Below are 12,915 nucleotides of genomic sequence, written 5' to 3'. Positions count from 1 at the left end.
GGTAAAAAGTAAAAAATAAGTTTTTGTATTATAAACTGCCTTTTGTGCTTGGAATGGCAAAATTATCATCGGTTTGTTTAACAGCCATTTTGATAGCTTTAGCAAAGGCCTTAAAAATAGCTTCTATTTTATGATGTTCATTACTTCCTTCCGCTTTTATGTTTAAGTTAGATTTCGAATTATCGCTAAAAGATTTAAAAAAATGATAAAACATTTCGGTTGGCATTTCTCCGATCTTTTCTCTTTTAAATTCTGCCTCCCAAACGATCCATGGACGCCCCCCGAAATCGATGCCTACTTGAGCCAAACAATCATCCATCGGTAACAGAAATCCATATCTTTCAATACCTTTTTTACTTCCAAGTGCTTGTAAAATAGCTTCACCTAAAACAATTCCCGTATCTTCTATTGTGTGATGTTCATCTACATTTAAATCTCCGTCTACTTTAATATATAAATCCATAGAACCATGTTTGGCTATTTGTTCCAACATATGATCAAAAAAGCCCAAGCCTGTGGATATGGAACTTTTTCCCGAACCGTCCAAATTTATTTCCACGGAAATTTTGGTTTCTTTAGTATTACGAATCACTTTAGCTTTTCGGGGTTGCTTTTTTAAATAGTGATAAATTTCGTCCCAGCTTTGCGTTTGTAATTCTGCACCGGAATTTTCTTCCGTTCCCATATATATAGAAAGACAGCCTAAATTTTTTGCTAATTGTATATCAGTTAATCGATCGCCAATTACATACGAATGGGATAGGTCGTACTTTCCTTTTATATAATGAGTTAACATTCCCGTTCCGGGTTTTCGTGTAGGGAGATTTTCATGTTCAAAACTTCTGTCTATCAGAATTTCAGAAAACTTCACTCCTTCATTTTCAAAAGCTTGGATGATTTTATTTTGTGAAGGCCAAAAAGTTTCTTCAGGAAAGGATTCGGTACCCAATCCATCTTGATTGGTTACCATAACCAAGTCGTAATCCATTTCACGGTAGATTTTGGAAAGGCTTTGGAAAACCAGGGGGTAAAATTCCAATTTTTCCAAGCTGTCCAATTGGTAATCTATCGGAGGCTCTTTAACTAAAGTGCCATCGCGGTCTATAAATAATACTTTTTTCATAAGGTATCGTTTAGCTTAGATAGTGAATTGATTAATTTTAAATTTTCTTCCGGAGAGCCAACCGTAATACGAAGGCTGTTTTTAATTTTGGAAGATTGATCTCGTACAATAATACCTTCTTGCATTAATTGTTTGAAAACTTGATTGGAATCGGAAAATTCAACGAGCAAGAAGTTCGTATCAGACGGGTAAATTTTAGTTACTAGCGATAGCTTATCCAAAGCAGAACGCAATTTTTCTTTTTCTTCAAGAATAATTTTTTTTCTTTTTTCAAATTCACTGCTTTGATTCAGCGCTTCCAAAGCTGCCTTTTGATTCAATTCGCTGATGTTATATGGATGCTTTACTTTATTAAGTAAATGAATAATTTCAGGTTGAGCATAGGCCATACCAATACGTACTCCTGCAATACCCCAAGCCTTACTGAGCGTTTGGAATAGTACAAGATTTGGGTACTGATCCATTTTTTCCAGATAGGAAGGTTGGTCGGTAAATTCTATATATGCTTCATCGATTGCTACAATTCCGTTAAAATTTTTTAGTATAAAATCTATATCTTTTGGATTAATCGCATTGCCGGTCGGATTGTTGGGAGTACAAATAACAATTACTTTTAGATTTTCATCGTTGAAATATTTTTGAGCTTCTTCGATATTGATTTGAAAATCGAATGTTAGAGGAATATCAACAATCGTAACATCGTTCAACTCTGCTGCTACCTGGTACATTCCGAAAGTTGGACTGAAAAACATAACTTTGTCCTTACCAGGATTGCAAAATACCCGATAAATATGATCTATTATTTCATCACTTCCGTTCCCAATAAAAATTTTTTCCGTGGCAATATTTTTAATTTCACTTAATTTATGTTTTAACTCCTTTTGGTAGGGATCCGGATAACGGTTATAGTTTCCAAAAGGGTTTTCGTTGGCGTCTAAAAAAATACCTTCTATTCCTCCGGATTCATCTCTTGCGGAAGAATACGGATGCATAGCAAGCACATTTGGGCGGGCCAGTTCATTTATATTTTTCATGGTTATTATTTTTATTGAATTAAAAGCGTTAATTCTACCCTATTTATTTTTAAATACAATATATAAATTAGTTTAATTGGTTCGTAAACGTATGCTCACCGCATTTTTATGAGCTTGCAGCTCCTCAGCTTCAGCCATTAATTCTATAGTATTTCCGATCTTTTGCAATCCCTCTTTGGTTAGTTCTTGAAAAGTGATTTTTTTGTAAAAACTATCCAGAGAAACCCCGCTGTAATTTCGTGCATAGCCATTAGTAGGCAATGTGTGGTTCGTTCCGCTTGCATAATCTCCGGCACTTTCACAGCTGTAATTGCCTAGAAATACAGATCCCGCATTTTCAACAAAGTGTGTATAGTTTTTTGCTTGATCAATAGCCAAGATCAGATGTTCCGGTGCATAAAGATTACTCAATTGAAAACATTCTTCTAAGGAATTCAATAAAACACCTAAACTATTACGTAAAGCTTTTTTAGCAATTTCTTTTCGAGGAAGACTTTCAAGTTGAGTATTGATCTCGGCTAGGGTCTGATTTAAAATTTGTGAATCCGTGGTTAGGAATACAACTTGACTGTCAGGGCCATGCTCTGCTTGTGAGAGTAAATCGGAAGCAACATAGGCAGGATTAGCGGACGAATCGGACACTACTAATACCTCACTGGGCCCAGCAGGTAAATCTATGCTGACTTTAAATTCTTGGGCATATTGTTTAGCCGCGGTTACATATTGGTTTCCCGGACCGAAAATTTTATAGACAGGTGAAATGGATTCTGTACCTACAGTCATCGCTGCGATGGCTTGAACACCTCCTACCTTGTATATATTTTTGATACCTATCGTTTTTGCTGCATATAAAATAGCAGGATGTATTTTGCCTTCTTTATTGGGAGGAGTGCATAATACAATTTCTTTACATTCTGCAATTCTAGCGGGTACTCCCAACATTAAAACGGTCGAAAAAAGCGGTGCAGACCCTCCGGGAATATATAATCCAACTTTTTCTATAGCTCTGGATTCTCTCCAACATTCGATACCGGGTTGTATTTCAATAATTTTCTTCTTTTCTTTTTGAGAAAGATGAAATTTTTCAATATTGGATTTAGCTTGTATGATGGCTTGTTTCAGTTCATCGGAAACTAATGATTCCGCCTCAAAAAGTTCTTGTTCTGAGACAGTAAAGCTAGTTAAAGACACTTGGTCAAATTGAAGGGTATATTCTTTTAAGGCTGCGTCGCCTTCATTTTTTACATCGGTAAATACATTTTTAACGGTTTCATATAATGAAACTTTTTCATTTTCAGGTCTTTTAACTAATTGGTGCCAATCATTTATTGGAGGATATTTTATAATGTTCATTTTTGAGCTCTATTAATAGATAAAATGGTTGATTGTTAAGTAAACTGAATGGGTTTCCTTTAATTTTAAAAATTTAAAGAATCATTTTTTGAATAGGAATGACTAAAATTCCTTGCGCTCCAAATTCTTTTAATTGTTCTATGATGTCCCAAAACTTATCTTCTTTAATTACAGAATGTATGCTGCTCCATCCTTCTTTTGCCAGGGGTAAAATAGTAGGACTTTTAACTCCGGGTAATAAAGAAATAATATCTTTCAGGTTTTCATTAGGAGCATTCAACAAGATGTATTTATTTTCTCGTGAATATAGTACCGATTGAATTCTGAACAATAATTTATCTAGAATTTCTTGTTTGTCTTGAGAGAGTTTTTTTGATTTTATAAGGGCTGCTTCGCTTTTAGTAACGGTTTCCACTTCTTTCAGTCCGTTCATGAGAAGTGTACTTCCGGTACTGACAATATCGAAAATGCAATTAGCCAAACCTATTCCCGGAGCTATTTCAACGCTTCCGCCGATTTCTTCAATTTCAACCTTTACATTGTTTTTTTTGCAAAATTTCTTTAAAATTTTAGGATAACTAGTTGCAATTCTTTTATTATTAAAATAAGCAATTCCGGTATATGTTTCTTCTTTAGGTATAGCCAAACACATTCGGCAATTACCGAAACCTAATTTCTTTATGATTTCTACATTTCGGTCTTTTTCCCAAACTTCGTTTTCACCTAAGATTCCAATATCGGCTACATTTTGTTCTACATATTGTGGGATATCATCATCTCTAAGAAATAAGATTTCAATAGGAAAATTGGTAGATACAGTTTTCAATTTCTGATTACCATTTGGAATTTTTATTCCGCATTCACTCAATAATTCCAGTGATTTTTGACTTAGCCGTCCGTTTTTTTGGATAGCAATTTTCAGTTTACTCATTAGCCATAGTTTTTAAATTTTTTTCTATTGAAGTGATCCTAAAAAAAAACCGCCCGAAAACTCAGGCGGCTATTATTTATTTTGACATTTTGCATAACAAAATTACTTACCTCACCTGATTGTAAGTGTGTAAATAATGATGATGATGTATATGTGTTTGAATCATTTTTGTTTATATTGATTGGTACAAATTTATAAAAAATATAATAAAGCACTAATAATAAATTACAATTATACTATCCTATATAAATGAAGGGGTTACTATATAGATTAATAACATAATCTTATATGTCTAGTAAATTTGTTTGATGACATCAATATCTAAAACATCATATTTGCCATCAATGAATTTTATAAAATCTTTAAATAGCTTGGTATTATTATGAATATTAATAGCCTCTTGGGATTTCCATACTTCAATTATAGAAAGTTTTGAAGGATCTTTTATGCTTTCGTGTAAATCGTAAGATACATTACCTTCTTCTTTGCGGGAGCCATCTGCTAAGGAATACAATATTTTTTTAACATCATCAAGATAGTCAGGTTTTACTTGTATGGTTGCAATTATTTTTAATTCTGACATGGTATAAATAATTTAATATGCCAAATGTAATTAATATAATTAAAACCAGATATATGTTGTTTAAATAAATTTTAAAAGTATGTAATGAATATGTTTTGATTAATGAAGTATTTTATATAACATTTCCATTAAAATATCTTTAGAAGTTGCATGAGATGAAACATCCACTCCTTTGGATTTCATGTCTGCATCTCGCAAATAAGCGATACATGCAGTAGTTTTTTTTAAAGAATAATTTTTAATGGCGGTTAAATACTCATTAGCAAAGAAAGGGTTAATACGAAGTTCTTTAGCTATATTTTGTGGAGTTTTTATCGGTAAAGTGTGTACAATAAGAATATTGGAAAATAAACTTATTAATGTTCCAAAAGTCAAAACAATAGGATTTGCTTTTGGGTTTTTTTCAAAATAGTCTATTATTTTATAAGCCTGTTTTGTATTTTTCTCAATGATGGCCTTTCTTAATTCGAAATTGTTGTACTCTTTACTAATTCCAATATTTCGTTCAATGATTTCAGGAGTTATCTTTTTGGAATTACCTACAATTAATTTAAGTTTTTGAATTTCATTATCAATACGGGAAAGTTCAGTGCCTAAAAATTCGGCAAGTAAAATCCTGGATTTTTCGTCAATTTCCAAACCGTTTGATTGACATAATGAACCGATCCAAGTGGATACTTGGTTGTCATATAGCTTTTCGCTTGTAAAAATATATCCTTGTTTACTGAGTAATTTAGCCACTGACTTTCTTTTATCTAAAGATTTGTATTTATAGTTGATGACCAATACAGTTGAAGGCTGAGGATTTTTTATATAATTATCAAAGGCTTCGGATTTGTCAAAAGGCAATCCCTTTGCTTCTTTAATTATTATAAGCTGTTTATCGGCTCCCATTGGAAATTGCTTTGCCAAAGATATAATTTGATCCAAATCAGATTCTGTACCGTAAATAATATTTTGGTTAAAAGCCTTTTCTTCTTCGCTTAGGACATTTTCTTCCAGTAATTCGGTAAGTTTATCGATGTAAAAAGGCTCATCACCCTGTAAAAAATACACAGGCAGAAACTTTTTATTTTTAATATCTTTGACTAAATTATTATATTCTTTCATAATTAGAATAATGGAGCTTCCGGTTTTAAATTTCCCCAAAAAATATAATTTTCAAATAAAGGAGGAAAAATCTCTTTGGTATATTTTTGACGAAGTTAGAAAAAAATGGTTAATTCTAACACCTGAAGAATGGGTAAGGCAACATATTATTTTTTATTTAAAAACCGAAAAAAAAATTCCTCAATCAGCGTTTATAATCGAAAAAAAAATAAACCTCAATCAACAAACCAAACGTTTGGATATCTTACTGTATAAAAAATCTGAACCCAGATTATTGGTTGAATGCAAAGCTCCTGAAATACCTATTACTCAAACTACCTTTGAACAGGCCGCTCGATATAATACGCAAATTAAATCCAAATATATTTTATTAACCAATGGATTTAAACACTTGTATTTTACTTACGACCCTGTTAATAATCAGTATAAAGTTGTTGACGATTTTGATTGGTCTTAATAATTTAAACAACCTTAACACAAAAAACAATTAAATTAAAAATTAGGAGCTTATTTATTTCTTTTCTTTGTTTCGGGTAGAAAAGATGCTACCAATCCCAATAAAGGCAAAAAAGAACAAAGATAGTATACGTATTGAATACCCGTCTTATCAGCAATTTTACCTAGAATAGCAGAAGCTATTCCGGCTATTCCAAAAGCCAAACCAAAAAAAAGTCCACTTATAAGTCCCACCTTTCCGGGTACTAATTCTTGAGCATAGATAAGAATGGCCGAAAAGGCTGACGACAAAATCAATCCTATGATAATACTTAAAATGCATGTCCAAGTAAGATTCGCATAAGGCATTAAGAGAGCAAAAGGAGCCGTTCCGAGAATGGAAATCCAAATTACATATTTTCGACCTATTCGATCGCCAACAGGACCACCAATAATTGTACCTGCTGCAATAGCAAATAAAAAAGCGAAAAGATAGATTTGAGCTTCATCAATACTAACACCAAATTTATTAATAAGATAAAAAGTATAATAACTGGTAAGACTTGCCATATAAACATATTTTGAAAAAACCAGTAGTAATAAAATACCTATAGCTAAAACTACCTTAGATCGAGGCAATGAAGTATTATTTATGGAATTTTGATCTCCGATATTTTTTTCGGATTCTTTTTTGTTTTTTAAAAGAACTAAATTTTTTTTGTACCATTTGCTGATTACAAGCATTATTCCAATACCCAATAAAGCGATGATGGCTAACCATCCCACATTTTTTTGGCCATAAGGGGTTATGATCCATAACGCAATTAAAGGACCTATGGAACTTCCGAAATTTCCGCCCACTTGAAAGATGGATTGAGCCAGACCGTGCTTACCTCCAGAAGCCAGATAGGCAAGACGAGAGGCTTCCGGATGAAATATGGACGATCCTAATCCTGTAAAAAAAACAGCTAATAGCACATGAGTGAAATTCGTGGCAAGGGCCAGCGATATAACGCCCATCATGCTGAAAGTCATTCCAACGGGTAAAGAATAGGGTTGAGGGTGCTTGTCGGTAAAAATTCCGATTATGGGTTGGAATAAGGAGGAAGACATTTGATAAACAAGGGTTATCAAACCTATTTGAGTAAACGTTAGAGCCAACGAATTTTTTAAAAGCGGATATATGGCAGGTATAACCGATTGCAATGTGTCATTAAACATATGAGATAGTGCTAATAATGACAACAAGGTGAATGCAGTACCGGTTGGTTGAGATGATTTTTCCATAGTTACAGGTATGGTGAAAAAAATAACTGCAAATATATTACTAATTGTACGAATTGGAATAAATTTGGATTATAAAAAGTTGACAAACTAACTTTTACGATGATTATAAGTATCGAACTATGGTAATTCACTTAATGGGACAAAAAAGAAAATGAATACAATTAATTCAGAAAAATACATAAGTTCGATATGGAAAATAAATCAGGTTCATGGAAAAAAACAATAATAATTCTATTCTTAATTATCAGCGTTTTAGGGGTTGCAATATTTTATGTGTATTATTATGTACCTTATGGAGACAGCAGTGTAAAGTCCGGGCAATTAAATTATATTATGCATAAAGGGATTATTTTTAAAACTTATGAAGGAAAATTAATTCAAACCGGCTTCAAATCACGAACCACCGGAGGTATGCAATCTAATGAATTTGAATTTTCAGTGGATAATGAAGAGTTAGCGCATCAATTAATGAAGCTTACCGGAAAGGATGTTATATTGCACTATAAGGAATATTTCGGAGCATTACCTTGGAGAGGATATACTAAATATATTGTTGACAGTATAATTTCTTCACAAAACCATGCGGAAACCATACCGTAAAAGTTGTGTTTAAAACTGTTTTTTCAAATATTCACATTATTTTTTCGGATAAATTCTCAATACGATCAAAGATTTTTTTAATTTAAATCCGGTATTTTTGCAGGCTTAAAAGAAATAATAAAATAATGCGATTTTATTCCTTACATGTACAAAAAGTGATACCGCTTACTTCAGGGAGTGTTCGATTAGACTTGTCAATTCCTGAAGAATTAAAATCTATATTCCGTTGGAAAGCGGGACAGTTTATTCGCTTTCAATTTGAGATCAATGGAGAAATCTTTGAAAGGGAATATTCAATATGCACTGCACCGTATGAAGGATATCTGTCTTTTGCTGTAAAAAAGGCTAAAAATGCATTTGTATCTGAATTTGTGCAAAACCATGTGAAGGAAGGAGATCTTGTATCAATTTCTGCTCCCATGGGGACTTTTGGAATTCCCTCGCGACCCAATGAAAAAAGAACTTTGGCAGCATTTGCCTCCGGTAGCGGTATAGCTCCGATAATAAGCATTATCAAAGATACCTTATATCATGAGCCTAACGTTCAATTCTATCTTTTTTATGGTAATACGAAAGAAAATGAAGCAATTTTTAAGGATGAATTGACTGAATTACAAAAACAAAATCCTACTAATTTTTTTCCTTATTTTTTTTATACCCGACAAGAAATGCAAGATAAATTTTTTGAGGGAAAATTAGATGCTCACAAAATTAAATTAATCATCAATCAAATTATGGATTGGGATGAATTGGACGAAGCGCTAATTTGCGGTCCAAAAGACATGATTGTTACCCTGGCTAATGCTATTTATGAGCAAGGTATCCCTAAAAAAAATATACATTACGAATTGTATGAGCCGGTAGAAAAAGTTTTTTTTGATGATAAAGTCAAACGGTCTACAGTAAAAGAAGTAAAAGTGACCTATACATTTCGGAAAATTACAAAAACAATGAATTGGATAAATAACGGTTCTTCCTTACTTACTGCTTTGCTGGATAGTGGAGTAGAGGCTCCTTATTCTTGTAAAGGAGGAGTTTGTGGAGCATGTATTTGTACTAAAAGAGAAGGGGAAGTATATTTAGATGAAAACTTAGTCTTAACAGAAAATGATTTAAAAAAAGGTAAAATACTAACCTGTATGGCTCATCCTAAAACAAAAACATTGACCATTAATTTAGATGAAGCATAATAATTTTTTAAAATACTCTTGTGTGTACTAGATTAATTTTCATCTTTTTTAATGATAAGAATAAAAGCAGAATACCGTATGGTAAAATAAAAATAAGTAAATTTACCACAAGTCAACAGTAAAAAATTAAAGATTAAAAATATACTACCATTAAAAAATGAAAGAACTAGTTATTGTTTCTGCTGCGAGAACACCCATAGGAAGTTTTTTAGGCAGTCTATCAAGCCTTTCAGCGGTGCAATTAGGGTCAGCAGCCATTGAAGGGGCACTGAATAAAATTAAATTGGAAAAAACTTTGATCAATGAGGTTTTTATGGGTAATGTTTTACAGGCCAATGTAGGACAGGCACCGGCTAAACAAGCTTCCTTAGGAGCCGGAATACCAAATAACGTCCCTTGTACTACCATAAACAAAGTATGTGCTTCAGGAATGAAAGCGGTAATTATTGGCGCACAATCCATTCAAGCAGGAGATAATGAAATAGTAGTGGCAGGAGGAATGGAATCCATGTCGCAAGTACCTTATTATCTAACAAATGGAAGAATTGGGAACAAATTGGGAGATCAAAAGTTAGTTGATGGATTACTAAAAGACGGGTTGATAAATGTATACGATCGCAATCATATGGGAATATGTGCAGATGCTTGTGCAGAAGAGTATAATATTTCCAGAGAGGAGCAAGATGCTTTTGCTATACAATCGTATACACGTTCGCAATTAGCATGGAAATCCGGTAAATTCAAAGATGAAGTTGTGCCTGTGACTGTTCCTCAGAGAAAAAAAGATCCGATAGTCATTTCAGAAGATGAAGAATTTAAAAATGTAAATTTCGATAAGCTAAAACAATTATCCCCTGTTTTTCAGAAAGAAGGAACCGTAACTGCAGCCAATGCATCCACTTTAAATGATGGAGCATCAGCACTAATACTAATGACAGCTGAGAAAGCTAAAGAATTAGGATTAAAACCGTTAGTAAAAATTATTTCCTATGCAGATGCTGCTTGTGAGCCTGAAAAATTCACCATAGCACCTTCCTTAGCTCTTCCCAAAGCCCTAAAAAAAGCAAATTTATCTTTAGATGATATTGATTTTTTTGAGTTCAATGAAGCATTTTCCGTAGTTGGATTAGCGAATGCCAAAATACTAAACATAGATAGTTCAAAAGTAAATGTAAATGGAGGCGCTGTTTCTTTAGGGCATCCTTTAGGTAATAGCGGTTCGAGAATTATAGTTACTCTAATCCATGTGTTAAAACAAAATAATGCAAAGTATGGAGCGGCAGCAATCTGTAATGGAGGAGGAGGAGCTAGTGCAATTATACTTGAAAATATATAAACTTTTATAAAATATAATAAAAAGGCAGATTTTTTTAAATCTGCCTTTTTTATTATCAATTCAATTAATAAGTTTGAAGAGTCTATAAGCTATTTAATATAATATAAATTTAAATTATATTAATATTCTAATAGTATTTAATTGATTTATATATATTTGTTAGGTAAACAAAAATTATATTTTGAATTAAATAATATTAGAAATCATGAAGAATACATTAAATATTATCTTGCTTTCGTCAGCCTTTAATGGCTTAACTCAAAGAGTCTGGCTTTCATTGAAAGAAGCAGGATATCAGGTTAGTTTTTTACTTTTTACCACAGAACAAGAGGTTATAGATTCAATTGAAACTTCCCATCCGGACCTTGTTATTTGTCCTTTTTTAAAAGATAGAGTACCTGAAGTTCTTTGGAAAAATGAGACAAGACCTATCATAATTATCCATCCGGGTATTAGAGGAGATAGAGGAGCCTCCTCTTTGGACTGGGCAATTTTAAAAAATCTTGATACATGGGGAGTAACTGCTTTACAAGCCGTAGAAGAAATGGACGCCGGTCCTATTTGGGCAAGTCATGAATTTAAAAAACCTGCTTTAATAAGAAAATCAGAGCTTTATAACAATTTTGTAAGTGATGCCGCTATAAAATGTATTTTTGAGGTTATTGATAAATTTATAAATAATGAAAAACCCATCCCATTAGATTATAATAACGAAAACGTAAAGGGAAGGCTAGAACCTAATATGAAACAATCGGATCGTCATTTTGAATGGACTAGTTCGGCAAAAGACATTTTAAATATAGTAAATTCAGCAGAAGGAATACCCGGTGTATTAGCAGAAATAGAAGGTGAAAAATTTTATATATATGATGCATATTTGGATCATCGTGAAGGTGAAGCGGGAAAACTTTTAGCCCGCCGTGAAGATGCAGTTTTAATTGGAACAGGAGAAAAAAGCCTTTGGATTGGTTCGTTAAAAAGAGCAGCTAAAGACCAATTGCCCTTTAAACTACCGGCTGTACAAGTTTTAAAAGAAAAAGCAGAAAATTTAAAAGATTTAACCCTTTCATTGTACGATACGGTTTTTTCTAATGAGGAATACAGTACAGTACATTATTCCCAAAAAGGAAGAATAGGAGAGTTAACCTTTAATTTTTATAATGGTGCCATGAGTACCCAACAATGTGAAAGGATGATAAAAGCTATTCAATTTGCTAAAGAACAGGAAACGAATGTGTTGATAATTAAAGGAGGATACAATGCTTTTTCCAATGGTGTACACCTTAATACGATAGAAGCAGCAGAAAATCCGGCAGAAGAGGCCTGGAAAAATATACATGCTATAGACGATGTATGTTTAGAACTTTTAGATACGAAACAATGGGTAATTGCCGGTGTGACAGGTAGTGCCGGAGCGGGAGGAGTAATGTTAGCTTTAACAGCTGATTTTGTAGCTGCCAGAGATGGAATAATACTTAATCCTCATTATGCCACGATGGGATTATACGGTTCAGAATATTGGACATATACTTTGCCTAAACGGGTAGGAGAGCAACAGGCTAGAAGGTTAACCGAAGAATGTTTACCCGTAAGTGTAACCCGAGCATTGGAGATTGGATTAATTGATTCTATAGGTCCCAGAGAAATACACAATTTCAATGAATGGTTATGGGTACAAGCTAAAAAAGCAGAAGAAATAAATAAAAAAGCCTCGAAAAAACCTTTTAATCCGGAAAAAGCAGCCGAATGTAGAAAGAAAGAATTAGAAGAGATGAAAGAAGATATGCTTTACGACCGAAATTCTTTTTCTGTAAAAAGAAATTGTTTTGTGCTTAAAAAAAGAGCTTGTAAGACTCCGGATCGATTGATAGCCAATTGGGCAAGAGTTAAACAAAATAAGGAATAATAAAAAAACCATCTCATTTGAGATGGT

The 12,915-nt window shown here is 33.0% G+C and carries 12 protein-coding genes; 5 read left to right on the top strand and 7 right to left on the bottom strand.

Annotated elements, in window-relative coordinates; all coding sequences use genetic code 11:
• Positions 1–28 precede the first annotated feature (28 nt).
• The 6 genes from hisB to holA all read right to left on the bottom strand — a co-directional run bounded on the left by hisB (position 29) and on the right by holA (position 6,134).
• On the bottom strand, positions 29–1,123 hold the full coding sequence (hisB, locus tag C4S75_RS02100) for a bifunctional histidinol-phosphatase/imidazoleglycerol-phosphate dehydratase HisB (protein ID WP_105296675.1): 1,095 nt from the start codon (positions 1,121–1,123) through the stop codon (positions 29–31).
• Entirely contained in the window at positions 1,120–2,157 is a 1,038-nt protein-coding gene (gene hisC / locus C4S75_RS02095) for a histidinol-phosphate transaminase (protein WP_105296674.1), read from the bottom strand. The genes hisB and hisC overlap by 4 nt, the downstream gene beginning before the upstream one ends.
• A gap of 72 nt (positions 2,158–2,229) precedes the next feature.
• Positions 2,230–3,510 carry a histidinol dehydrogenase gene (gene hisD, locus C4S75_RS02090; RefSeq protein WP_105296673.1) on the bottom strand — a complete coding sequence of 427 codons (1,281 nt, stop codon included), beginning with the start codon at positions 3,508–3,510 and terminating at the stop codon, positions 2,230–2,232.
• 73 nt (positions 3,511–3,583) lie between these two features.
• A complete protein-coding gene (hisG, locus tag C4S75_RS02085) occupies positions 3,584–4,441 on the bottom strand; it encodes an ATP phosphoribosyltransferase (protein WP_105296672.1) in 858 nt (285 codons plus the stop codon).
• 292 nt (positions 4,442–4,733) lie between these two features.
• A complete protein-coding gene (locus C4S75_RS02080) occupies positions 4,734–5,024 on the bottom strand; it encodes a putative quinol monooxygenase (protein WP_105296671.1) in 291 nt (96 codons plus the stop codon).
• Between the two features lie 99 nt (positions 5,025–5,123).
• Positions 5,124–6,134: a DNA polymerase III subunit delta gene (gene holA, locus C4S75_RS02075; protein ID WP_105296670.1), complete on the bottom strand. Its 1,011-nt coding sequence runs from the start codon at positions 6,132–6,134 to the stop codon at positions 5,124–5,126.
• A gap of 10 nt (positions 6,135–6,144) precedes the next feature.
• On the opposite strand from holA, the gene C4S75_RS02070 reads away from it, so the two are divergent.
• Complete coding sequence (locus tag C4S75_RS02070; RefSeq protein WP_105296883.1) at positions 6,145–6,591, top strand: type I restriction enzyme HsdR N-terminal domain-containing protein; 447 nt, start codon at positions 6,145–6,147, stop codon at positions 6,589–6,591.
• Between the two features lie 50 nt (positions 6,592–6,641).
• Here the strand turns inward: C4S75_RS02070 and C4S75_RS02065 are convergent, their stop codons facing one another.
• The gene (locus tag C4S75_RS02065; protein WP_105296669.1) at positions 6,642–7,856 is read right to left on the bottom strand and encodes an MFS transporter; all 1,215 of its coding nucleotides are present in this window, start codon (positions 7,854–7,856) and stop codon (positions 6,642–6,644) included.
• A 189-nt stretch (positions 7,857–8,045) separates the two neighbouring features.
• Between C4S75_RS02065 and C4S75_RS02060 the strand changes: the two genes are divergently transcribed.
• From C4S75_RS02060 to C4S75_RS02045, 4 genes are all read left to right on the top strand, one after another.
• Positions 8,046–8,456, top strand: coding sequence for a hypothetical protein (locus C4S75_RS02060; protein WP_105296668.1), 411 nt, complete (start codon positions 8,046–8,048; stop codon positions 8,454–8,456).
• Between the two features lie 125 nt (positions 8,457–8,581).
• Complete coding sequence (locus tag C4S75_RS02055; RefSeq protein WP_105296667.1) at positions 8,582–9,646, top strand: 2Fe-2S iron-sulfur cluster-binding protein; 1,065 nt, start codon at positions 8,582–8,584, stop codon at positions 9,644–9,646.
• A gap of 157 nt (positions 9,647–9,803) precedes the next feature.
• The gene (locus C4S75_RS02050; RefSeq protein WP_105296666.1) at positions 9,804–10,982 is read left to right on the top strand and encodes an acetyl-CoA C-acyltransferase; all 1,179 of its coding nucleotides are present in this window, start codon (positions 9,804–9,806) and stop codon (positions 10,980–10,982) included.
• 205 nt (positions 10,983–11,187) lie between these two features.
• Positions 11,188–12,888, top strand: a complete 1,701-nt coding sequence (locus C4S75_RS02045) for an enoyl-CoA hydratase-related protein (protein ID WP_105296665.1) — start codon at positions 11,188–11,190, stop codon at positions 12,886–12,888.
• Positions 12,889–12,915 lie beyond the last annotated feature (27 nt).

Source organism: Apibacter sp. wkB309, assembly GCF_002964915.1.
Classification (GTDB): domain Bacteria; phylum Bacteroidota; class Bacteroidia; order Flavobacteriales; family Weeksellaceae; genus Apibacter.
This window is presented reverse-complemented; position numbering and strand designations above follow the sequence as displayed.